Here is a 24,098-nt window from a genome sequence, read left to right as displayed (position 1 = left end):
GTGAAGCCAATCTCGTCAAGCCTGTTTGGGCTCCTCTGTTTTTCCGTCTGGATCAACTACATCGACCGCGGCACCTTGAGCGTGGCCGCACCAGTTCTACAACCGGAACTCGGCATTACGCCGGGACAAATGGGCATCTTGCTCTCTGGATTTTTCTGGACCTACGCGTTGCTCCAGCCCGCACTCGGCATCGTGGTCGATCGTTTCGGAGCCTACCGGCTTTATGCACTAGGTTATGCGGTCTGGTCGGTGGCTGTCGCGCTGGGCGGCCTCTCCCAAGGCTTTGGCAGCCTGCTGGCCTCGCGGCTGCTGTTGGGCGTCGGTGAGTCTGTCGCCTATCCCTGCTTCTCGCGAATCATCTCAACAGGCTTTGCGGAAAACCGGCGCGGCATCGCCAACGCGATGATCGATGTCGGCACCAAGGTGGGCCCGGCGCTCGGCACCTTCTTAGGAGGCATGCTGATCAACAGCTATGGATGGCGGCCCTTCTTCTTCTGGATGGGCGCCGCTTCGCTGATCTGGCTGGTGCCTTGGATGAAGATGATCCCGAAGGAAGAGCCCGCCCTGGCCGTCAGGCCCGAAGATCAAGTGCCGATGTCGAAGCTGCTGACCCAATGGAACCCCTGGATCACCTTCCTCGGTTTGTTTGGCTTCAACTACGCATTCTACTTTCTGCTCACCTGGCTGCCCTCTTACCTGGTCAATGAGCGTAAGTTCTCGATGGAGAAGATGGCGATCCTCGGTGCGCTGCCCTTTTGCGCCACCGCGGTTTCCGCAGTACTCACCGCGATGTACGCAGACTGGAAAATCGCACACGGCGCTCCGTCAGCCAACACACGCCGCCGCTTGCTCACCATCGGATTGGTGATTGCCGGAACCACTCTCTTTGGAGCCACGCTCGAATCCCAAACTCTTGCCATGGCTTGCATGATCGTCGCCTTCGTCGGTCTCGGTATGTTTACGGCCAACTGCTGGGCCATCACCCAGACCCTCTGCTCCACTGCATCCGTCGGAGCCTGGACCGGATGCCAGAACTGCGTGGGTAACATGGGGGGCGTCGTGGCACCCATCGTCACCGGATTCCTCGTACAACAGACGGGAACCTACGCCGCTGCTTTTCTGGCCGCCTCAGCGATGCTGTTTTTCTCCGCGATTCTCTATGGCTTCCTTCTGAGAAGCACGCCCGAGCATCCGCTAAGAGCTCAGGCCTGACGACTGCCGTGCCATTGCGGCAAACCAGCCATCAAAACGCATGAGCTGCGCCGGCTCTCCTGCTTCCGCCACCTGCCCGTCCTTGAGAACATAGACGTAATCGGCATCTTGAATCATCGTATAGCGGTGCGCCACGATCAGCATGGTGGGCCGAGGTTCCAGTTGGGACAAGGCCAACTTAAACTCCAGTTCCGTGGCGAAATCCAGATTCGCTGTGGCCTCATCGAGGATCAATAACCGCGGCTTGTCCACAAGCACGCGCGCAATCTGAAGGCGCTGGCGTTCTCCCACGGACAGACCGATCCCATCATCGCCAATGGGCGTATCGATGCCCATCGGCAAACGGTCGAGCGCGCGCTTGAGCCCGGCGGCCAGAGCAGCAGCCTCAATCTCCGCCCGTGTGGCATCAGGACGTTTGTAGCGGATGTTGTCCGCCAGCGTCCCCCGGAAGACTGCTCCATCTGTAGAGACGACACCGATCGCACGGCGAACGGCAGAAGGATCGAGAGAGGACAGCGGTTGGCCGTCGATGAAGATCTCACCGGAGTTGGGCTGCCAGAGCTTCATCAACAAGTCGACGGTGGTGGTCTTCCCTGCCCCCGAGGGTCCGGCCAGCGCCGTGACCTGGCCGGGAGCCAAAGTGAGATTCAGCCCCCGCAATACGGGTTGATCCGGAGTATAGGCAAAGTGGAGATCGCGAAACTCGACGAGCCCCGCCCCGGGCAACAGCTCGGCACCCCGGGTTTCTGTCGGCCCCGTTTCCAGCAACTCCACAGCCCGGTCGAGTGAGATGGCATGCTGCTGCAAACTGACGGCAATGCCATTCAGCGAATCGATCGGGGAATAGAGACGGTCGAGATAAGAAGCAAACATGACCACATCGCCCGGCGTGAGCTGATGCCGGAACACCAGATATCCGCCATAGCCAAGCACCAGGGACTTGCTGAGGTTACTGAGGATCGATTGCGCCAGATAGTAGCGCTGCGAGACCCGGACCCGATCGAGATAAATATCATAAGCAGTCCTGGCTTCCACCTGAAACCGCGACTGCTCGCGAGTCTCTGCACCGGAGAGCTTCACCGTCTTGATCGCAGAGAGCGAGTCTGAGATGCGGGCCGCCAAGTTCTCCCACAGTTCATAGTAGGTATTCAAGCCGCTTTTGAGACGGTGAGCGGAACGGCGCGCCACCCAGAGATAGATGGGAAGCAGCGAAGTACAGACCAGGGCCATCTGCCAGTTCTGGCTAAACATGATTGCGCAGATGCCCACAAGCCGAATCGCTTCCGGAACAATCTGCTGCGAGAAGGCATGGACGATGGGGGAGAGTTCATCGCATTGGTTGATCCTTTTTGCCAGTGCGGCTCCAGAACGCTGCGCAAAAAAGCTGAGCGGCAGACGCAAGGTATGCCCGAAGGTGGACTGAATCAGATCCGCCTCCATCCGGCTGGCGATCACAGAACCGCGATAGTCCGCACGCTGTGAAAAGGTGTAGCCAACCACGCTGATCAAAAACAAGAGCACGACAGCCGCCAGAAGCGTCCGCAGGGTTTCTTCCGGAGTGGTGGGAGGCAGCAGTCCGCCAGGAGCCTGGACAAAAAGCCCCGCGACATCGTTAATCGCCACGCGATAGATGAGCGGCTGCAGCAGATCAGCACCCGTCGCGAGCAGGGCATAAAAACCAACAAGAGCAAATTGCGATCTGTAGTGCGAAGCGAGACGCAACAGAGTGCGGGAAACCGTGCGATAAGGAGTGGCCATTCAACAACGAAAATGGACGGCGCGCCGAAGCAGCTCCGTCCTCACTCCTTTTGCGTGCATGGCACCAGTCTAGGCGATTAGGGCAGGCGGAGGAGTGTTGCGCCCGGACCAGCCGGAATCGCCTGGGTGTCAAGAGTGTCGCCCGTCTCAGAGTCGATATGAGCGGCCAGTTGGTTCCCGGCATCGCGAACAATCAGGATGTCCCCCATCGGCGTGATCCCAAGATGGACCGGCTGTATCGGACGAGGCAAGGCAATCCTTCTACTCACCTTTCGCATTTGGATATCGAACTCCTCCAGACTCATGGACTGGGGCACAAGCCAGTACAACTTGGTTCCATTGGGATGAAAGACGAGTTCTGCAGGAATGAGCGAGAGCCCGGTGGCAAAGACGCTGAAGGCGTTCGTCTGTGTGTCGAAGCTGGTCAGGCTTGGCTCTGCAGTATTCAAGCTATTGGGCGTTGTGCCAGCAAGATAGATTGTCGCGCCGTCCGGGCTGATCGCGGCAGTTTGCACTACCGTTGTCCCCAGTGAGATCTGCGTGCGAATTGTCCGGCTTACCGTGTCAATGACAAACAGAATGGAACGATCGACCTGGCTATCGGGATTCCGGACCACCGCATAGGCGGTGCGGCCGGAGTTCGAGAACAGGAGCGCGACAGGAACCGCTTGCGGCAAGAGCCGGAACGGAATCGAGCCGCTGACCTTCCCGTTAACCGGATCAACAATCGAGATCTGGTTGATGATGCCGGCATGGGCGACCCACACTTCTGCCGCACCAGGACGCCAGGCAAGATTGCGAGCCTGCACCGGTAGCGCGACGGAGGGGCCGAGCGTCAGGGACTGGAGGTTGATCGTTCTGACGCTGTTGTCTGTCGTGCCGCACAAAACGGCGACGCGGTTCTCTGCTGTTGCCGCATTCGACGAGATGTAATTCGCAAAGGGAAAATCGTAAAGCTCGCGAGCGATGCGCGAGGCATCCGGGAGTTGGAGCTCTTTCTCTTGCAATTTGACGCGGGAATACTTGCCCGCCTCCCATTTGGAAGTCCAAAGCTGGACTTGCGAAAATCCGCTCGTCCCTGGCGAAGGAAAAACGGCAAGCTCGAGAAACTGGCCGGTTCCATCAGCACGTGCCGAACTCTGGTTGCGGGCGATTTGCCGGCTGCCGGGCCCCAGCAGTTCAACGATGGCGAGTGGGACAAGGAGTGCGAGAGCGTTCATTGGAGATAGACCGTCCTGGTTTGCCATTGGCTGAAGAGTGCGAGTCCGGCATCGAGACCAGAGGAGGTGAAGGGGACCGCTCTTGCAAGCGGCACCACCCCGATTCCAATGACGGCCAGAGAACCATCCGGACGGCCATAGGAGATGGGCAGATTGGCGAGCAGATCCGGGCTCAACGAGAAAGTATCAGCACCCGGCGCGGCCAGACAGGTGAGCGCAGTGGACGCATTGTGCATTGCCGAATAGGCAACAATCGAGAGTGCGGCAACGGCGTTGAAGTCATTCGGAGTGAAAGTGATTCGCTGCGGCACATTGCGCCGCAGGCGATCAAGGGGAGTCCGGCCGGCCCAGGCGAAGAGGTTCGCCGTATTGGGTTGGATGCTGGCAGAGCCAAGTGGGCCCGAGAAGCTCAAGGTCGTCATATCTGGAAAATCGAGCTTCAACAATCCCACACCGTCACTACTCCGCAGGCTGCCGACAACAGCCGCATAGCCCGTTTGAGGATTTGTGATGCGACCGATCTCCGCGTTGCCATTGAATTTTGTCGTCAGTTGCAACGAGGCGCCGGCATCCAATGCGTTTGCCGGCGTACCGCGCAGTGGCGCGCCACGCAAGAGATTGCCAGTGGTCTGCTGCACGGTACAGGAACCGGGCGGTGGATACGAGAACTGAGGATCGAAGGCAAATGGCGAGGCATCCCGATTGACGAAGTAGGCACGCACCGAATCCGTCGTATTCTGTTCCACGGTTGTGATGTAGGAATCGACGTAGTTCTGGATGCGATCGAGCAAAATGAAGCCCTGCTTGCGTGTGTTTCGAATCAGAGAGCTGAAGGGGTTGAAGGAGTCAGAACACTTGGCGCCCGCGGTGGAGGCAATCGCCATCGTCGCCGTATTCGATACGCCATTGCCAGCCTTGACGCGCAAGGGCACATAGCAACCGAGCGGCGCATCGTCCGGGATGCGAACCACAATCTGATCGACACCCGCACAACATGGACTTCGTCCGGCATAGCTGCGGAGGGCATCGTGTTCGCCAATGGTGACTGTGACAGCAACATCGAGATTCTGAGCCGTGGGGGCGACGTTGTCCGCAAAGGGCACCTTGCCTAGACCGGTGGCCCAGATCGTAATCACCTGTCCGCGAGCTGCACTCGTATCGAGCGAATTGACCGGCTGATCGGTCGCGCTGTTGAAGTTCTGGACAACCGCCGGACCGTAGCCTCCAGAGGAGATCGCAAAGATTCCCGGCGCATTCTCCACCACTTCAACGGCGGCTGGCGCACTAAGGCGGCCATTGAAACCAACGCGCATCGAAACGGTGCCAAGCGGAACACCACTGGGGAGAATCGCGTTGATCTGATTCGCCGAGACAAAGATCGGAATCGCCGAGACGCTCGTCCCTCCCTGGCTCACCGTGATGCTGACGCCTTGAAAGACAGGAGCCAGCGGGAACTCATTGACGGTGGCCGGAGTGGCCGGCCCAATGTCGCTGCCGAAGATCGTAAAGATCCCGCCACGGGCAATGCCGCCGTTGGGCAGGCCAGGCGGCGCAAGACTGGCGGCATTGAGAACGCCACGATACGTGATGACAGGAGTCTGTGCCGCAAGCAGACCAGCAACGCTGGCCAGAAGGGCGAGGCGGGAGAACATTCTTTCCTAATTTACACTGCGGCTGCCTGGGCGGCGATCGGCTCTCGCAATCCCCGCTAGACTAGAAGTTTCCCTCACATGTTGCAAGCAGGAATTGTTGGGTTGCCCAACGTAGGCAAGAGCACGCTCTTTAACGCATTGACGAAGTCGCGGAAGGCGATGGCGGCGAATTATCGCTTCTGCACCATCGAGCCCAATGAGGGCATGGTGACCGTTCCGGATGAGCGGCTGGCGGTGCTGAGCAAGATCTCGGGTTCAGAGAAACTGATCCCGGCGGTCTTCCAGTTTGTTGACATCGCCGGCCTGGTGGCGGGCGCGAGCAAGGGAGAAGGGCTGGGCAACCAGTTTCTGGCACACATCCGGGAAGTGGACGCGATCGTCCAAGTGGTGCGCTGCTTTGAGAACTCGAACATCGAGCACGTGATGGACACCGTCGATCCGGTTCGCGACATCGAGATCATCAACACGGAATTACTGCTTGCCGACATGGACAGCATCGAGAAGCAGAAGGGCAAGCTGCAGAAGCTGGTGCGGAGCGGCGATAAAAAAGCAACCGCCACCCTGGAACTCATCGCCCGTCTCGAACCCCATCTCTCCGATGGCAAGTATGCCGTCACTCTCGACATGTCGCCTGAAGAGAAAGCGCTCGCGAAACCCTTATTCCTCCTGACGAACAAGCCGACCATCTACGCCTGCAACGTTGCCGAAGGCGATCTGGCGAATCCGGAAGCAAATCCCTTCGTCGGCAAGGTGCGGGACTACGTCTCCAAGCATCATGAGACCAGCGCCGTAGTGGTCTCCGCCGAAATCGAGGCCGAACTGGTCATGCTGGCCGCCGAGGAAGCTGCCGAGTACCTTGAAGGGCTGGGCGTCACCGAGAGCGGTGTGGGCAATCTGATTCGCGAGGCGTATCATCTGCTGGGCCTGCGGACTTATCTCACCACCGGCGTCAAAGAAACGCGCGCCTGGACGATCCAGGCAGGCTGGAAGGCCCCGCAAGCAGCCGGGGTGATTCACTCCGACTTCGAGAAGAGTTTTATCAGTGCTGAAACAATTGGCTTTGAGGAGCTGGTCGCACTGGGATCGAAGGAAAAAGCAAGGGAATTGGGCAAGCTGCGGACGGAAGGGAAAGAATACGTCGTGCAGGACGGCGACGTGATGGAGTTCAAGACTTTCGTCTAGAAATCAAAAAGGGGCTGCCAGCGAAATCGCGGCAGCCCCTTTGAGCTTATTGCAGGTAGAAAGCGTAAACGCTGTCACCAGCGGCCACCAGCAGATACTGCTTACCATCAAGCATGTAGGTCTGTGGCGCATTCGTGATGTTGCCCAGACGCGCATGCCACAGAATCTTGCCATTCGTCGCGTCGTAGCTCACCAGATTACCCGAGACGTCGCCGGCAAACACCAGCTTGGACGCCGTCGTCAGAATGCCATTGCCGCCGCCCGCACCACCCACGCCAGGATAGCGATGCCGCCAGGCGATCTTGCCGGTCTTGTAGTCGATTGCCGTGAGATAGCTCCCCATCGAAGCGACCATCTGCTCATCTTTGCCGCCCAGTCCCATCGCACCGCGAGGGTCCGTTTCGGTCAGGTAGTACATGGCATAGGTATCGCTCTGCGGCACATAGAAGAGGCCGGTATCGGGCGAGTAGGCTGCAGGGGGCCAGTTGGTGGCACCGTAATTGTTCGGCGAAACCAGCGAACCAGGAACCGTCGAATCCTTCTTCACGTCACGGATCGTCTGGCCCTTCGCATTGATCTCCTTCACCCAGTTGGCCGTGTCGGAGAACTTGCTGGTGAGCAGATGCTCGCCATTGGTCCGGTCGACGACGTAGAAGTAGCCGTTGCGGTCCGCATGCAGCGCCATCTTGCGCGGCTTGCCCTTGAATTCTCCATCGACAAGAATCGGCGTTTCGCTGGAATCCCAATCATGTGTGTCATGCGGATTGAGCTGGTAGTACCAAGCCATCTTGCCGGTCTCCACATTCAACGCCACCAGAGAGCAGGTATAGAGATTGTCACCATCGCGGCTCTTGGGGTTGGTGTAGCTCGGTGAAGGGTTGCCGGTGCCAAAGATGTAGAGCTTGGTCTCAGGATCGTAGGAGCCCGGAATCCAGACATTGCCTGCTCCGACGCGCGCGCCCTCAAGGGTGCCCCAGGTCTCCAGGCCCGGATCGCCCTTCTTCATCGGAACCGTATAAGATGTCCACTGCACATCGCCCGTCTCGGGATCGCGAGCCTGCACAAAGCCGGGTGCATCCAGATCATTGCCCGTCCCGATGATGATGTGGTTGCCCACAACAATCGGGGCCATCGTCGAGAAGTATTGCTGGTTGAAATCGGCGATCTGCTTGTGCCACCGTTCCTTACCCGTGGCCGCATCGAGACTCACCAGGTAATCGTCGGGCGTTTCCATGTACAGCCACTTGCCCCACATGCCCAACCCACGATTTCCAATGTGCGTACCGCCCTTGGTCTTCCAGAAATAATGCCAGATCACACGCCCGTCGCGGGCATCCACCGCCCAGGCGTTATCCGGCGTAGAGAAGTAAATCTTGCCGTCGACCACCAGCATCGACGCGCGAATGTTGACGTTATTACCGAAGCTGGCAGCCAGTTCCGCGCTGCCTTCTCCACCCACGATCGTCGGAACAGCGGCAGCGCCAAAGCGGCCGAATCCGCCACCCGGCGCGCCCATGCCCGCCGTCATTCGTGTGACCCAGGCCAAGCTTAAGTTCTTGACGTTCGCCTGGTTGATCTGCGTCAGCGCACTGTAGCGCTTCCCGGAGTAGTCTCCGCTATAAGTAGGCCAATCGTTCGATAGGGGCTTCAACAGAAGCGCGGGATCGAGGGATTGGGCCGCCAACGTGGCGGCAAGAGAGAATACGGCGAGGAATTTCATTTAACAGTCACCAAATAGGCAGTGAGATTGTGGATGTCTTCGTCTTGGTAAGTCGGGATTAGCTTCCGATGTCCGGCGAGTGGATCATGCAGTTCCACCTTCGGGATGTCGCCATTGCGCGCGAAGCTGCGTTGGTATCCATCGGCCTCGGCAAGAGACACAACAAAGTCATCAATCCGTACCAGGCGTCCGTTGTAGCTTTTTCCGTTCTCTGTGACCGTAACGGTGACGGGCGTCGTGCGGCTCGCCGCGCCGCCACGTCCACCCGAGCCCGGCATCAGCCAGGTCTGCTGGAGCATCTTCGGATCGGTAATGCGCGTGGCAATGCCTTGCAGGCTGTTATTTCCGCCTGCGGCCACGGTGTGGCACCCCGAACAGGTCTTCTGAAAGTATGCAGCGCCGAGCTTCGCGTCCCCCGTGACAATCGTCGTCGGGGTCATGCGCGAGACATCATAGCCCCCCACCTTGAAACTGTGGATAAACGCGGCCATATCGGAAAGCTGCGCATCGGAAAGATCAAACTTCGGCATTCCAGTGCGGCCTTCGCGAACCGCTTGGCCAATCAGTTCCCCATTCTTGTCATTCAGCACCATCGAGGCGCGGATCAGGTTGATCCCACCGGAGCCACCGCGCGCGTCCACACCATGGCAGAAAGCACAGTGGACGCCATAGAGGGCTTTGCCTCTTTCGACGACGGCTGGATCCGCAGGGGGACGCTCAGGAAAGGCCGGAGGCCTCCGAACAATGGGAGCAGGAGGAGTAGGGGGACTTTGCGCGCCTAGAGCAGAACAGAGCAGGATGGCGGCGAGAATCATCTTCAAGAACAAACGGCACCTCGGTCAAAACGTAAACCTAACTACGCTATCACGGAAGACGAGGCGCCGCACCGCCGAGAAAAACTAGAGTCTACTGGGGAGGAGCCGCATTGGCAGGCCTCGGGAGTGGCTGGTCGGGCCGTGCGCCCCGCGGCCCATGCTCGGCCCGCAACTTTGTCCACTGTTCCTTGGTGAGGACGGCGCGGATCCCGAGCAGCATCCGCGCATTCGCTTTCTCCACTTCCGCGCGTGCATGCGCAACTTTATCAATCTGGAGGAGGATTTTTGCTTGGTCGGGCTGGTCGGCTGCAATCAGCGGCTCGAGCGTGATCTCTTCCTTCTGCAAGGCGGCCGTAACATCAATCAGCTTCAATCGACTGCTCTGATAGACCTCCATGATCCTGGCTTTTTGGTCCTCGCTAATCCCAAGGCGCTGGAGCAATTCCGGATTGGTCCACCAGCGTCCCGGTCCACCGAAAGCACCACCCCGCGGCGGCCCATCCAGCTGGCGCGGACCTCCAAGACCTTTGCCGACCCCGAAGCCCATCGGGCCCCGGCCAACAGCCTTCGGGGGAGGCCCTTGTGCCATCACCAAAGACGCGGCAAGAATGATTGGAAATATAAGTTTCATGATTAGTTTCCTTCAGAAATCACAAGTTGCGATAACGGTTCCAGCGCCTCGGGAACACTCCGCGAGACTTGCACATCCACTTGAGACAACAGTGCTGTATCGATCTGGAGCGGAGTTGACTGGGATGGGGGATCCTTGGGTAGCACGACCAACCCTACGATCGCCAATCCAGCCGCCGCCAGGCTCAGATAGAGCGGCTTGAAGCGGGACCGGCTGTGGCGTATTGCGATCGGCCGCAGGGCCGCGCGGCTTTGTTCCTCCGCATCCATGCGAAACTGGCCCATCACGCCTCGTAGCGTGGCAAGCTTCGACCGGCAAGGCGCACAGGCCAGAAGATGAGCCTGGGTGGCGGAAGTTGCGCTCCCGATCAAAACCTCGGCAATCTGGTCGTCCGATAGATGAGGATTCATTTGGAGCCTCCGATGCTCTCGCGGATTGTATGTACCGCTCGAAAAAGATGCGCTTTGACGGTTCCCTCCGCCAGACCGGTCACTTGAGCAATTTCAAGCAAATCCAGATCTTCGACAAAGCGCAAGAGGAAGACAGTGCGTTGCTGTGTGGGGAGCAAAGCGGCAGCCCGCCATACAGCCTCGACTTTCTCATTCAGGATGGACTGCGCTTCCGGGGTCGGGAGGCGATCCGGATGCTGCATCGTCTCGAGCTGCGATGCGGTGCTCCAAGTCCGGCTCCAAAATCGCCAGCGGCTGCTGCGCGCACGATCGTGGATCAGATTCACCAGAATGGCCATCAGCCAGGTATGGATCGACGATTGTCCCCGGAACTTTGCCAACGAACGATGCGCACGCAGAAAACAATCCTGGGTGACCGAATGAGCTTCATCGCGATCCCGCAGATAGGACAGTGCGAAACGAAATAGAGAAGCCTGATGTGCCTGGACGATCGCATCAAAATCGTCGCGAGCAGTGGGGTCCGTTGTCCGCTCCGATCCGTCGATCAATGCAATGGTCGCCATGCTGTGCAGCACACCCATGTAGACGAGGCTCCCGGCACCAGGGTTTACCCTGCCGCTGTTTTTCTATCGCAAGGCGTTGACGGTCAGAATGATCGAGATGCCGACCAGCGAAGTGATCACCTTCATTACAGTCCAGGAGCGCAGGGTCTGCGGTACGGTCATGCCGAGATACTGATTGACAATCCAGAAGCCAGCGTCATTGACGTGGCTCAAAATGGTGCCGCCCGCGCAAAGAGCAAGCACCAGAAGCTCCGGCGATTGATTCGGAATCTCATTCACAAGCGGAGCGACAATGCCGGCTGCAGTAATGATCGCGACCGTGGCCGAGCCTTGCGCGATTCGCAACGCGGTCGCAATGAAATAAGCCACCAGCAACGGCGAGATGGAAGAGGAAGCCAGAAGCTGCCCAGCGTAGGGACCGACGCCAGAATCGACGATCACCTGCTTGAATGCCCCGCCCGCTCCCATGATGACCAGTACCGATCCGATGGGAACCAAAGCCTCATTCGCCAGGGTGGAGATCTGCGACTTATTCAGACCACGCATCCAGCCAAAGGTGAGAAGAGTGAGCAGGGTGGTGAGCAGCAGCGCGATGAAGGGGTGGCCGATCAAAGTGAAAAGATTGTCGGCCTTTGGATCAGACAGATTGACGAAAGTCGATAGAAAGATCAGCCCGACAGGGAGGAGCAGGGTGAGCAAAACCTGGGGAACGCCTGGCGGGTTTGCAATGCTTTCCGCCGGCACGTGCTTGTCTGCCATTTCCGGAACAGGCACATAGATGCGATTCGCAATCCACAGGCCGTAGCCGATGCCACCTGCAATCGCCATCGGGATCGAAATGAGAATGCCATAGAGAATGGTCTTGCCAAGATCCGCATGAAAGAGTTGCGCCGCGGCGGCAGGAGCGGGATGGGGAGGCACCATCGCATGACAGACGGTGAGCGCACAAGCAATCGGTAAGCCGTAATAGAGCAGGCTCCGTTTGGACTCGCGGGCCAGAGACCAGGCCAGCGGCACCAGAATGATGAATCCGACTTCGAAGAAAATCGGCAGGCCCACCAGAAAGGAGGAAGTGAGCAACGCCCAGGGCGTATTGCGAGGACCATACTTCTGGAGAAGCCAATCGGCCAGCCGGCGGCCACCGCCAGAATGTTCGAGAAATCTTCCGATGATCGAACCCAAAGCCACCACCACCGCGATAAAACCAAGCGCATCCCCAAAGCCGAACTGGATCGATCTGAGGAGCTTTGCCGGAGACATCCCCGCAGCTAGGCCAAGGGCAAAGCTCGTGATGAGCAAGGCCAGAAAAGCTTGCAGACGGAGATAGAGGATCAGAAAGAGAAGGAACGCCACTGCTGCCAGCGTTACCAGAAGCAGCGGCGTTCCGGGAGTCATGTTGGAAAGTTTATAGGAGAGCCGACGGGCGTGGAGACCAGGGAGTTCCCTTCTCTGCGCCAATCCCTTCCAGAGCTTTGACGTGCTCCCCTGTTTGCGTCAGCACATGGTGGAGATCGTTGCCGATCGAGATGAAGCGGAAACCCTTCTCGAGGAACTCACCCACACGCGACGTCCCAAACAGGAAGAGGCCAAGAATCACGTTGTTCTTCTTTGCTTCGGTGATCAGCGTGTTGGTCGCTGCGGCGATCTCAGGGCCAAAGTACATCTTGGGAAACTCATAGGTTTCAAAGAGTCCCATCGACATGCAGAGATCGTTCTGCCCGAGGAAGAGCACATCGAGACCAGGAACAGCGGCGATCTCTGCCATGTTCTTGATGCAATCGGCGGTTTCCACCTGGAGAGCGACAATGATGTTCTTGTTTGCGTTGGGCACATAGCCAAGCAGTCCGGCCTTATTGGTGGAGCGCTGCGGAAAGTACACGCTGCGCGTTCCCTGAGTCGGATAGAGGCAGCAACTCACCGCCTGGCGGGCTTCTTCTGCGTTGTTGATATAGGGAACGAGAACGCCGTCGGCGCCCAGGTCAAGCGCCTGCTGGATACCGGCGCGGTCCGAATAGCCCGCGACGCGAACCATCGATTTGGCGCCACCACTGGCAATGGCGCAAAGCATGGCGCTCAGCTTCTCGTTGCCCATGGGGCCGTGCTGCGCATCCACCAGCAACCAGTCGTAACCGGAGTGTGCCAATTGCTCGGCGACAGTGGGCGAAGCAGAGTTGAGGAAGAGACCCATCTTGGGCGCGCCGTTGCGAAGTTGTTCTTTAAACTCTGCGCCGGAGGGGGTAGACATTATGATGAAAAAGCTCCTTCTGGTTTAGCGTAACGCGAGCGTGAGATAAGCGCCCACCGGAGTGGTCTGCCCATCGACAGTAACGGAGATGGGCTGCTGATTAGCGGGCAAGCCAGCCGGCACCCGGAAGTTGATCTGGTAGATCAAGGAGCCGGGAGAAAATCCGGCATAGAGAATCTCGGTGATCGTCTGCCCTGCGAGCTTGAGCGTCACCGGCGACTGCAGCGCCGCAGCTCCGGTCGCCAGCATGCCGGGCAATACAGCGGGAAGTGTCGTGCCGAGTCCCGTGAGATAAAGCGTGACATAGTCGCCCGGCTTCGCCGGTTTGGCGGTGCCCCCAAAGAGATTGAGCGGACCAAAGAACTCGCCCGTAATCGCATCAACAGCGGTGACCGGGTTGTTGCCGCTCGATGTGGGTTGGAAGGAAAAGAACTCGGGCGCGGCGGTGGACACCGCCAAAGCCTGCGCATCGGTGCGCTGCTCATTCGCCGTACCGCAATTCTTTGCCACTCGAACCTGGGTGCTGGTACCGGTGATTGCCGGAACCACAATGTTCAGCTGGTTCGGGTACACATCCAACATATAAGCGGGTGTAGTGTCGAAATAGACGCAAACCCCCAGGAAGTTGGTCGGCAGCCGATTGTCGAGCAGTTCCTCACTCCGCACCCGCCGGCCAAGCCCGGCCGTGACAAAGTCTGCTCCATAGATCGAAAGAATGGCGCCAGGAGAGGCAGTTCGCACGCTGGGGATGCTGCCACCCACGCCCGCGATCCCATCCGGAGAGAGCTTCGGGTCGTTGCCCTGCGCCGTCGCTTGAAACACCAGCGGCGCGCCCCCCAGAGCCGACGCACTCACCTGGATCGTGCCAGAGCGAGGGCCCAGAGTCAGACGTGTGGTGGCAACCCCAAACGGGTCCGTCAACGCAGAAGTGGTTTCGAGCGTGCCCGAGCCAGAACGGATTGCGAAATTGAGCAGGATGTTCGGGAGAGGATTTCCGGCATTCCCGCGTACTCGTGCGGCAAGCCGCTCCGGCAACGTCGAGTTCACTGGTCCGGTCTGATTGTCACCGGAGAGAATGTCAAAATTCGGCAGGCTGACAGGCGTCAGTTCCTGCGGCGTCAGAAAAAGGCAACTGGTGTTGGCGGCAGCAGCGGCGCTGGCGAGCGGACGATTCGTTAGACCGTTGAGACCGAGTTTGGCTTTGAGCCGTACAGCGAGTGCAGAGGCCGGAAAGCGAGCGAGATAGATTTCGACCCAGGCCGCGGGGCTGGCCGCATTCGGTTGGAGCTCAAACACTTTACGTTCGAGAGGAGCAGCGTTATTGAGGTAGCAACTCGCATTCGGATTGTTGTACTTCGCAAGAAGCGGGTAGTTGTCGTAAGCATCCAGCAGGAACTCAATCGCCGTATGAATGCTGCGCCCGTTGACGGACAAGGAATAGAGGTCAAAGCCCTGTGTCGCTGCCGCCTCGGCAGTGAGCATCATTTGGCTGATAGCGAGATTCGTAGCACTCAGCGCACAAGGGCCGCGCTGCGCCTGCTCCGGAATCGATCCGTCCGCCCGCAGAGTATTCAGGACGAGGTAGTAGCGCTCGACAGATTCTGCAAAAGCAGTGTTGTCGCGACGAGTGATGGCATCCAGGATCTTCACCGAGAAATCCTGGCTTGCCGCTGACTGCGTGAGAGGAAGGAGCCAGGCGTTGATCGTATCCCGATCGCTCGCGGCAAGAATACTGTCTTGTTGCAATACCGGCCAGAACAGCGAGATGGGCCGCAGGAGGATCGCCGTATTCGCGGGCGTGGATTTTGAAAGGGCATTGGCCTTTGCCCAAGTGGTGAGATTGGTTGCCAGTACTCGTGCTGGGGTTGCGGATTTCGTTGCAACATATTCGCTTCCCTGCCGTGCGAGAGCCTCCGCAAAAGTATTGAGCTCGTCCTGAGCCAGACACGAATTGGTAGGGCTCTTCTCACAGGTGGCCTCGAGCACCGGCGGAAAGCTGGGGGTGGCATAGGCAGCAACCGAGAGGGAAACAGAATTCGCAAAATCGCGCAGGTCATCCGGGGTGAAGAGCGGGCGGCCGAAGGGCGTCGGATTGGGAACCTTATAAGCCGTCGCATGCGTGAGGATCTTATTGAGGTTGGCTGTCAGCGACCAGACCAGACGGAGAAGCTGTGCATTGGTTGGAAGTGCCGTAGGAAAACCGACACGCCCGGTATTCGGATCGACACTCAGCGCATAGCGCTCCGTCAATTCCACCACGCTATTCCCCGCGGGCGCGAAGGTCAGTGTGAGGAGCGAGGCACCGCGATTGCGCGAGAGGCGAAAGTTGAAAGACGGGGTGAAGAAACCATCTGAGAGAACCAGATTGGTGAGCTGGATCTGGGCATAGACTTCCTGGATCAACTGCCCACTGCTTCCAACAGACTCAACCTCACTGATGTCGGCGCTGGCTGCGTTGAAGCGGAGCGACGGCGCATTCAGAATGGCATTGGCATTCGGGTTCGCAGTGCAGAGGAGATTCTGTGTCGCTTGTAAAAACTGGCTAAGATGAGCGCGCCGCACCTCGAGATTCGCCAGATTCATACTCGAGTTGGTAACGCGGTAGTCTTCAAAACGCAAGCTCCCGATGCGGGAGGTATCAACAGTGGTGCAAGCGGCATCGGGGGTACAAACTTGCACTGTACGTTGGGCGATGGCGGAAAGAACAAAAACAAGGGGCAGGAGGAAGCGCATGAGATGACTATGATGAATATACCGAAAGGACGATAGCTGGCTATGAAGAAGATTTTGATGGTGGCTGCAGGAGTTTGCGGCCTGTTTGGATTGGGATACGTTGCCGGGGTAAGCGCTGCGCCCAAGCCTCATATTTATGAGCTCAGGACCTACACCACCCCCGACGGGAAGCTCGAAGATTTGAAGGCGCGTTTCAAAAACCATACACTCCGGATTTTTGAAAAGCATGGAATGAAGAACGTGATCTACACAGTGCCGACCGATGCGCCAGCCTCACAGAACACGTTGATCTACCTGCTGCAGCACGATAGCAAAGAAGCGGCGATCAAGAACTGGGATGCTTTCCGCAACGATCCCGAGTGGGTGAAGGCCCGCGCCGAGAGCGAGAAGAACGGCAAGATCGTAGATAAGGCAGTTGGTGTTTATCTGGAGCCGGTAGACTTCAGTCCAATGAAGTAGCCAGACGCTCGAGCGCCAGGCGGCCCATCTCGAGGCCGCCTTCCCGTTCGGGGAGCACAATCGAAGTGGCGCCAGACTTGAGGAGGTCGTCGATCTCGATCTCTTGCGAGGCGCGGGCAATCAGCGGAAGGTTCGGGTTGATGCGGTGGGCTCGTTCGACACCCAAATGGACCGCAGACTGGTTGGGCATCGTAAAGATGAGAATGCTGGCGTGATCGACTTGCGCCGCATGAAGAATCTCAGGGCTGGAGATATCGCCCCAGATCACGGTCACGCCAGGAGTATTGATATTCCGCAGCAAGGCGTAATCGGAATCCACCACGATGACATGAATATTGGCATCGCGCAGAACCTTGGCCGCGGCGCGGCCACTGCGGCCAAAACCCGCAACAATGGCGTGACCGGAGAGCGATTCCTGCGGCACTGCCATGTTCTTCGGAGACTTCGGCTTCCGCCAATCGAGCCAGGCCTTCGCCAACGGAACGGCAAAGCCGGAGACCATCGGGGACAGCGCCATCGTCAGGATGGTGCAAGTGAGCGCCAAGTCGTAGATCGGCTTGCTCAACGCACCGCTCGATAGCCCACTGCGGGCAAGCACGAACGAGAATTCACCAATCTGGCACAGGCCCAGGCCCACAATCCAAGGAGCCATGTTGCCGTATCCAAAAGACCGCGTGACAACTCCAAAGATGATTGCTTTGCCAAGGAAGATGAGGATGACTGTGGTGAGAATCTGGAAGATGTGCTGGGCAACATAAGCGGGGTCAAAGAGCATGCCCACGCTGACAAAGAAGATGAGGCCAAAGATGTCACGCAGAGGAATGATGTCGGTAAGCGCCTGATGGCTGAACTCAGACTCGCTGAGAATAATACCGGCAACGAAAGCTCCCAGCGCGAAGGAAATTCCAACCAGGTGTGTCGCGTAACCAACGCCAATCCCGATGGCAACCACGGCCACCAGGAAAAGCTCCCTTGAGCCCCAGGTGAGAATCCCCTTCAGCAGAACAGGCAAGACGCGAGTTCCAATGAGGACCACCGCCGCCAGAAAGACGGCGGCAATTCCAATCGCAGTCCCCAGCTTGGGAAGAATGTTGTCGAGATCATTCAACTGGGGCAAGATGATCAGCATCGGGATCACCGCTAGATCCTGGATCACCAGGAAGCCAATCATCACACGGCTGGCAAGCGTGGAGGTACGGCCGCTCGCGGCAAGCGTCTTGAGTACCACCATGGTGCTGGAGAGCGAGATCATCGCGCCCAGCCAAACCGCTTCGGGAATCGGGATGTGCAGGAAATAGATCCCAACGGAAGCAGCCAGAGCCAGGGTGACAAGAACCTGAATGGGACCGCCGATCAGAGCCACCCGCCGTACGGGTTTGAGATCGCTGAAGGAGATTTCAAGACCGAGGGAAAACAGGAGCAGCGCCACGCCGATCTCGGCGAGAAGTTCGATGTCATGAATCTGGGCCACGGTGGGGCCAGCCGTATAAGGGCCCACGATGACCCCCGCCGCTACATAGCCGACGAGGAGGGGCAGGCGGAGCAGTCGAGCTAAAAGGCCGCCGAAAAGTCCGGCGACAACGATGAGTACAAAATCAGATGCAATTCCCAAGGCCTTATTTTCTCTTAATTGAATAGACTAGTGGAATGCGTAGGATCGTTTTAGCGCTGGGAATCTGCTCCGCAGCGTTTGGGGCAGATTTTGCCAAGGATGTGCAGCCCGTCCTGATGAAGCGTTGCGTGATGTGCCATGGGGCAGCACAGCAGCTTGCAGGCGTTCGCTTTGACAATGGCCCGGACGCACTCAAGGGCGGCTATTCCGGACCAGTGATCGTAGCCGGCAAAGCCGAAGCCTCCAAGCTGATCGAGCGGGTGACGTCGACAAAGAATGGCTTTCGCATGCCGCCGATGGGCGCAAGCCTCAGCGATGCCGAAGTCGAAAGTCTGAAGTCCTGGATCAGCGAGGGCGCCGTCTGGCCCGCCGGCTTGACGATCGGAAAAGCCACAACACGCAAGAGCAACCATTGGGCCTTCCAGCCGCTGTGGAAGGGCGAGTTACCAGCAGTGAAGCAAGCAGACTGGGTGAGGAATCCAATCGATCGCTTTGTCCTGTCCAAGCTGGAGAAGGAAGGCATCGCGCCATCTCCGGAGGCGAGCAGAACGGTGCTGCTGCGCCGGGTCACTCTCGATTTAACCGGCCTCCCTCCCACAGCGGACGCGATGCGCAAGTTTCTGGCCGACACCAGACCCGACGCCTACGAGCGCGCCGTCGACGAACTCCTGTCCAGCCGCCAGTATGGAGAGCGCTGGGCGCGGCAGTGGCTGGACCTCGCACGCTATGCCGACAGCGACGGTTATGAAAAAGATCTGATTCGTCCCTATGCCTGGCGCTGGCGCAACTATGTCATCGAGAGCTTCAATGCAGACAAGCCCTTCGATCAATTCACCGTCGAACAGTTAGCCGGCGATCTGTTGCCGAATGCCACTCTCGAACAGAAGGTAGCAACGGGATTCCATCGCAACACGCTCATCAATCGCGAAGCCGGGGTGCCCCGGGCAGAGGACCGCTTTGAGACGCTGGTGAATCGCGTCAACACGACCTCGACCACTTGGCTTGGTTTAACGATGGGCTGCTCGCAGTGCCATGACCACAAGTACGATCCCATCTCGCAACGAGAGTATTATTCCGCGATGGCGGTCTTCTCCAACAGCCGCGATACCGAGATCGATGCTCCTCTTTCTGGTGAATTGGGCCCTTGGCTGGCAAGCCGTACCACCTATTTGAAGAAGCGCGGCGAAATCCTGAAGAGCGCCCCCGTCCAACAGTGGTTTGAGAAGTGGCAAGAGAAGATGCGGTCGGCAGTGCAGAAACCCGGTACCGATATTGAATGGGACTTCTCCGTCACGAGCTTCCGTGTGATGTTCGACCACGCCGACGAGACCCTGCTCATGCCCGAAGAGCAGCGCAGTGAGCGAGACCAATGGCGCCTGATGCTCTACTTCCTGAGCAACTCACGACTGACCTTGCGAGACGACAAGGAAGGCGAAAAGAAGTTGAAGGAGATTCGAGACCAGATCGCCAAGCTCGAAGAAGAAACTCCGAAGTTGACACAAGCATCGGTCGTCATTCCAGACCCAAAGGCGCCTGCACAACGGATGGCAGTGCGTGGCGATTGGAAGACTCCCGGCATTGAAGTGCAGCCAGCAGCGCTCGCCGTACTGCCCGAGTTCAAGCCCGCAGGCGAACCGGAGCGTCTTGCTTACGCGCGCTGGTTGGTGAGCGATGCGAATGATCTCACTCCACGCGTGATCGTGAACCGCTACTGGCAGGAATTCTTCGGCCGCGGCATCGTCAAGACCAGTGAAGACTTTGGCACGCAAGGCGACAAGCCTTCGCATCCGGAGTTGCTCGACCACTTGGCGCGAGAGTTTCGGGCCAATGGCTGGAGTGTCAAAAAGCTCCACCGCACCATCGTCACCAGCGCCACCTACCGGCAAGCCTCCAAGGCCCGCGCCGACATCGCCGAGCGTGATCCGGACAATGCCTGGCTCTCGCGGCAATCGCGACTGCGGTTGTCTGCGGAATCGATCCGCGACGTAGCACTCGCAACGAGCGGGCTGTTGAGCATGCAAGTCGGCGGACCCAGCGTACGGCCTCCGCAGCCCAAGGGCGTCGCGGAGCTGGTCTATGGCAATAGCGGCAAGTGGGTGGAGAGCACCGGTGCAGACAAGTATCGCCGAGGCTTGTACATCGTCTTCCAGAGAACTGCGCCCTATCCGATGCTGACGAATTTCGATGCGCCCGACATGACGGTCGCCTGCAGCCGGCGGCGGAGCTCCGACACGCCACTGCAAGCATTGAATCTCTTGAATGATCCGGTCTTTTATGAGGCAGCGCAGGCTCTCGCCTATCGTGTTGCGACGGAAGCTCCGGCAGAGACAGGCGCAAAGATTGACTATGCGGTCCAATTGGCATTGGGACGCAAGGCAAGCGCCACTGAGTTGACGCGATTGAAGAAGTATGTCGACGAGCAGCCGAAGGAAACAGCATGGGTTGGGCTTGCTCGCGTGTTGATGAATTTAGACGAGTTTATTGTTCGGGAGTAGCAGCATGAATCACCGTAGAAACTTTCTCAAAAACGTTGGCGGCGGCATCGGGATGATGGCGCTTGGCGACCTGCTCGCACGGGACGGCTATGCATCGAGCGTCAATCCGCTGGCCCCGAAGAAACCGCACTTTCAGGGCAAAGCAAAACGCGTTATCTACATGTTCATGGAGGGCGGCCCGAGCCAGATGGATCTCTTTGATCCCAAGCCGGAGTTGGTCAAATGGCACGGAAAAAGTCTGCCCGAAAGCTTCACTAAGAACTTACAGCTGGCCTTCATCAAGCCCACCGCAGCCGTACTGGGCAGCCCGCGCATCTTCACACCCCACGGACAAAGCGGCATGGAGTTAAGCGACTTCATTCCGAACATCGCAAAACAAGCCGACAACATCTGCCTGGTTCGTAGCGTGCACACGGAAGCCTTCAATCATCATCCTGGACAACTGCTGATGTTCACCGGCTCCACCCAGATCGGCAGACCGACCATGGGAGCTTGGAGTGTCTACGGACTCGGCAGCGAAAGCGAAAATCTCCCGGGCTTCGTCGTATTGAGTAGCGGCGTCGGCACCAGCGGTGGAGCATCGAATTTCTCCAGCGGCTTCTTGCCATCCACCTACCAGGGCACTCAGTTCCGAAGCGGCGGCGATCCGATTCTCTATCTGTCCAACCCGGACGGGGTGAATCAAAAGGCCCAACGATCCGCCATCGATGCAATCGGAGACTTGAATAAGGAACATTTCGATACAACCGGCGATGCAGAGATCGAATCGCGCATGGCCGCCTACGAACTGGCCTACCGGATGCAGATGGCAGGGCCCGAACTGATCGATTTCTCCAAGGAGTCCAAGGCGACGCTTGAGATGTACGGCATCGGCAAGGAACCAACCAATCAATTCTCGACCAACTGCTTGCTGGCCAGAAGACTGATTGAACGCGGCACGCGATTCGTGATGTTGATGCATGCCTCGTGGGACCAGCACACCGATCTGAACAAGGGTCTGAAGGCAAACTGCGACAAGACAGACCAGGGGACCGCGGCATTGATTCAAGACTTGAAGCAGCGCGGCCTGCTCGAAGACACGCTGATCGTCTGGGGTGGAGAGTTTGGACGGACCCCCATGCAGGAAGTGCGCAACGCCTTGGACCCGGACAATGCCGGCCGCGATCATCACCCGGGAGCCTATTCCATGTTCCTCGCCGGAGGTGGCATCAAGGCAGGCGCAGTGATCGGCAAGACCGATGATCTGGGATTCACCATTACAGAAGACCCGGTGGGCGTCCACGACATGCAGGCGACGATTCTGCACTGCCTTGGTTTCGATCACACCAAGCTGACCTATCGCTACATGGGACGCGACTTCCGGCTCACCGACGTGAGCGGGAACGTGATCCGGAAAATGCTCGCTTAAGTCTTTTCGCCCCGAAGGGAATGGCGGTTGCAGGAGTCTACTGCCCCCCCCAGCTTCAGTTTTTTATTGACGAACCGACCGTCTGGACGGTATCCTAAGATCCTGATGTAGCCAATGAGAAATTCCGAACGAACAATCGAAGCGATTCTAGCCGCCACCGAACGAATCGTTGTCGAAAAGGGCATTCGGGCAATGACGCTAGACGAAGTGGCGGCTGCCGCTTCTGTGAGCAAGGGGGGGCTCTTACATCACTTCCCCACAAAGCAAGCCTTAATTAATGGTGTATCGCAACGCATCATGGGTGGATTTGAAGATGCCATTGCGAGTTATCAAAAAGCCGACCCCGCGGTTCCTGGAGCATTTACTCGTGCCTTCCTCCGCGCCAACCTCCACTATGACGGCGAAAGTTGCCAAGTCTGTTGTGCACTCACTTCGGAATCTCGCAGCTTCCCCGGCCCGATGGAATTATTCCGGCAAAAGTCCAAGCAATGGCAGGAGCAAATTGAAAATGATGGCATTGATCCCATAATTGCGTCAATCGTCCGCTATGCCGGCGAAGGACTGGGCATGGCAACGATGTGGAATATGCCAGCGCCATCCACCTACGACGCCATGATCGAGTATCTTCTGATGCTCGCCGGGGCCCCGCAAAGTAAGCCCAAAAACAAAGCGCAAAAGACTTAGAGAAATAACAACATGACTGTTAGTAGAACTTTGAAGGCGCACTGCGCCTTGACGCTCCTATTGTGCGTTGCCCTCCTCAATTCCTGCGGCGCAAAAAACGCTGCCGCGGGTGCGCCACAAATGCCACCGCCTGAAGTGGAAGTAGCAAGCGTTGCCCAGGAAGACGTGCAAGTCCGCAACGAATGGGTCGCCACCATCGACGGCAATGTCAACGCCCAGATCCAGGCCCAGGTGATGGGATATCTGATCAAACAGCAGTATCAGGAAGGCGCCTTTGTCCGGAAAGATCAGATTCTCTTTGAAATTGATCCCCGTCCCTTCCAGGCTGTCGTCGATCAGACTGCCGGCCAGTTAGCCCAAGCCGAAGGCCAAGTGGCCCAGGCCGAAAGTCAGGTTACGCAAGCGGAAAGCCAGGTGGCCCAGGCCGCCGCGCAACTCGCCAAGGCCGAACAGGACGTCAAGCGGGACTCACCACTAGTCCAGGCCCGCGCCATCGCGCAAAGCCAGCTGGATGCGGAGTTACAGGCAAAAGCGGCAGCCGAAGCGGCATGGAAAGCCAGCAAAGCCAATGTCGGCGTCAGCCTTGCCGGAGTCAAGTCCGCGCAGGCAGCGGTGAAAGTGGCCAAGGCGAATCTGGCACAGGCCGAATTGAATCTCGGCTTCACCAAAGTGCGCTCCCTCATTGATGGCATTGCCGGCGTGGCCCAAACACAAATTGGCAACTTAGTCAAAAACGACACCGTGCTCACCACCGTTTCACAGCTCAATCCATTTCGCGTTTATTTTCCGATCAGTGAACACGAGTATCTGACCTTGTCCAGTACCCTTCTCAAGAATCATCAAGCGGCCCCGCTGCAATTGATCCTCGGCAATGGCAAAGTTTATGAACATCCCGGCCGCGTCAGCTTTGCCGACCGTCAAGTGGATTCACAAACCGGCACCATTCGCATGGCAGCCACCTTTGCTAATCCTGGCAACGTCATGCGCCCCGGCCAGTTCGGCCGCATCCGTGCACAGACTGGCGAACAGAAGGGAGCCCTCTTAATTCCCCAGCGCGCCGTAACCGAACTGCAAGGGAAACAACAAGTCGCTCTCGTCGGCGCGGACAATAAGGTTCAAATTCGCACTATCAAGCTCGGCCAGTCCGTCGGCTCCCGCTATGTCGTCGAGCACGGCCTGCAAGTTGGCGATCGCGTCATTGTCGAAGGCCTCGCAAAGGCAATGGATGGCGGCATGGTGGTGCCTAAGGCCACGCCAGTACAGAAGGCAGAATCAGAGACAGGGATTCAGGGGCGCTAA

The 24,098-nt window shown here is 58.1% G+C and carries 19 protein-coding genes; 7 read left to right on the top strand and 12 right to left on the bottom strand.

What is annotated here, in order from left to right:
* Window positions 1-1,212, top strand: coding sequence for an MFS transporter (locus M017_RS0115150; protein WP_051670147.1), 1,212 nt, complete (start codon window positions 1-3; stop codon window positions 1,210-1,212).
* On the opposite strand, the gene M017_RS0115145 is transcribed toward M017_RS0115150, so the two are convergent.
* From M017_RS0115145 to M017_RS0115135, 3 genes are all read right to left on the bottom strand, one after another.
* Window positions 1,195-2,970: an ABC transporter ATP-binding protein gene (locus tag M017_RS0115145; RefSeq protein WP_031498971.1), complete on the bottom strand. Its 1,776-nt coding sequence runs from the start codon at window positions 2,968-2,970 to the stop codon at window positions 1,195-1,197. The genes M017_RS0115150 and M017_RS0115145 overlap by 18 nt on opposite strands.
* A 77-nt stretch (window positions 2,971-3,047) precedes the next feature.
* The gene (locus M017_RS0115140; protein WP_031498969.1) at window positions 3,048-4,190 is read right to left on the bottom strand and encodes a YncE family protein; all 1,143 of its coding nucleotides are present in this window, start codon (window positions 4,188-4,190) and stop codon (window positions 3,048-3,050) included.
* A complete protein-coding gene (locus tag M017_RS0115135; protein WP_031498968.1) occupies window positions 4,187-5,842 on the bottom strand; it encodes a hypothetical protein in 1,656 nt (551 codons plus the stop codon). Before M017_RS0115135 ends, M017_RS0115140 begins: the two co-directional genes overlap by 4 nt.
* 78 nt (window positions 5,843-5,920) lie before the next feature.
* On the opposite strand from M017_RS0115135, the gene ychF reads away from it, so the two are divergent.
* Entirely contained in the window at window positions 5,921-7,024 is a 1,104-nt protein-coding gene (ychF, locus tag M017_RS0115130; RefSeq protein ID WP_031498966.1) for a redox-regulated ATPase YchF, read from the top strand.
* A 46-nt stretch (window positions 7,025-7,070) separates the two neighbouring features.
* Here the strand turns inward: ychF and M017_RS0115125 are convergent, their stop codons facing one another.
* The 8 genes from M017_RS0115125 to M017_RS0115090 all read right to left on the bottom strand — a co-directional run bounded on the left by M017_RS0115125 (window position 7,071) and on the right by M017_RS0115090 (window position 16,141).
* Window positions 7,071-8,744, bottom strand: a complete 1,674-nt coding sequence (locus M017_RS0115125) for an acido-empty-quinoprotein group A (protein WP_031498965.1) — start codon at window positions 8,742-8,744, stop codon at window positions 7,071-7,073.
* Window positions 8,741-9,559 (bottom strand): c-type cytochrome, encoded by an 819-nt coding sequence (locus M017_RS0115120; RefSeq protein ID WP_051670145.1) that lies wholly within the window; start codon window positions 9,557-9,559, stop codon window positions 8,741-8,743. Before M017_RS0115120 ends, M017_RS0115125 begins: the two co-directional genes overlap by 4 nt.
* 91 nt (window positions 9,560-9,650) lie before the next feature.
* Window positions 9,651-10,190 carry a Spy/CpxP family protein refolding chaperone gene (locus M017_RS0115115; protein WP_035957826.1) on the bottom strand — a complete coding sequence of 180 codons (540 nt, stop codon included), beginning with the start codon at window positions 10,188-10,190 and terminating at the stop codon, window positions 9,651-9,653.
* A gap of 2 nt (window positions 10,191-10,192) precedes the next feature.
* On the bottom strand, window positions 10,193-10,600 hold the full coding sequence (locus tag M017_RS0115110) for an anti-sigma factor (protein ID WP_031498962.1): 408 nt from the start codon (window positions 10,598-10,600) through the stop codon (window positions 10,193-10,195).
* Window positions 10,597-11,181, bottom strand: coding sequence for an RNA polymerase sigma factor (locus M017_RS0115105; RefSeq protein WP_238325909.1), 585 nt, complete (start codon window positions 11,179-11,181; stop codon window positions 10,597-10,599). Before M017_RS0115105 ends, M017_RS0115110 begins: the two co-directional genes overlap by 4 nt.
* 45 nt (window positions 11,182-11,226) lie before the next feature.
* The gene (locus M017_RS0115100) at window positions 11,227-12,558 is read right to left on the bottom strand and encodes a GntT/GntP/DsdX family permease (RefSeq protein ID WP_031498960.1); all 1,332 of its coding nucleotides are present in this window, start codon (window positions 12,556-12,558) and stop codon (window positions 11,227-11,229) included.
* A gap of 10 nt (window positions 12,559-12,568) precedes the next feature.
* Window positions 12,569-13,408, bottom strand: a complete 840-nt coding sequence (locus M017_RS0115095) for an HpcH/HpaI aldolase family protein (protein WP_031498959.1) — start codon at window positions 13,406-13,408, stop codon at window positions 12,569-12,571.
* Between the two features lie 24 nt (window positions 13,409-13,432).
* Entirely contained in the window at window positions 13,433-16,141 is a 2,709-nt protein-coding gene (locus M017_RS0115090; protein WP_031498958.1) for an alginate lyase family protein, read from the bottom strand.
* A 42-nt stretch (window positions 16,142-16,183) separates the two neighbouring features.
* Between M017_RS0115090 and M017_RS26705 the strand changes: the two genes are divergently transcribed.
* Window positions 16,184-16,600, top strand: coding sequence for an NIPSNAP family protein (locus tag M017_RS26705; protein WP_238325908.1), 417 nt, complete (start codon window positions 16,184-16,186; stop codon window positions 16,598-16,600).
* Here the strand turns inward: M017_RS26705 and M017_RS0115080 are convergent.
* Complete coding sequence (locus M017_RS0115080; RefSeq protein ID WP_031498956.1) at window positions 16,584-18,212, bottom strand: cation:proton antiporter; 1,629 nt, start codon at window positions 18,210-18,212, stop codon at window positions 16,584-16,586. The genes M017_RS26705 and M017_RS0115080 overlap by 17 nt on opposite strands.
* A 35-nt stretch (window positions 18,213-18,247) precedes the next feature.
* Here M017_RS0115080 and M017_RS0115075 point away from each other — a divergent pair, with 35 nt between their 5' ends.
* The 4 genes from M017_RS0115075 (at window position 18,248) to M017_RS0115060 (ending at window position 24,098) form a co-directional block, all read left to right on the top strand.
* Window positions 18,248-20,707: a PSD1 and planctomycete cytochrome C domain-containing protein gene (locus tag M017_RS0115075; RefSeq protein ID WP_031498955.1), complete on the top strand. Its 2,460-nt coding sequence runs from the start codon at window positions 18,248-18,250 to the stop codon at window positions 20,705-20,707.
* Window positions 20,708-20,711: 4 nt separating this feature from the next.
* Window positions 20,712-22,115, top strand: coding sequence for a DUF1501 domain-containing protein (locus tag M017_RS0115070; protein WP_051670143.1), 1,404 nt, complete (start codon window positions 20,712-20,714; stop codon window positions 22,113-22,115).
* A gap of 114 nt (window positions 22,116-22,229) precedes the next feature.
* Entirely contained in the window at window positions 22,230-22,799 is a 570-nt protein-coding gene (locus M017_RS0115065) for a TetR/AcrR family transcriptional regulator (protein ID WP_031498952.1), read from the top strand.
* A gap of 12 nt (window positions 22,800-22,811) precedes the next feature.
* Entirely contained in the window at window positions 22,812-24,098 is a 1,287-nt protein-coding gene (locus M017_RS0115060; protein ID WP_051670141.1) for an efflux RND transporter periplasmic adaptor subunit, read from the top strand.

The organism is Bryobacter aggregatus MPL3 (assembly GCF_000702445.1).
GTDB lineage: Bacteria > Acidobacteriota > Terriglobia > Bryobacterales > Bryobacteraceae > Bryobacter > Bryobacter aggregatus.
The sequence above is the reverse complement of the archived record's forward strand: the minus strand, read 5'-3'. Positions and strand labels throughout refer to the sequence as shown.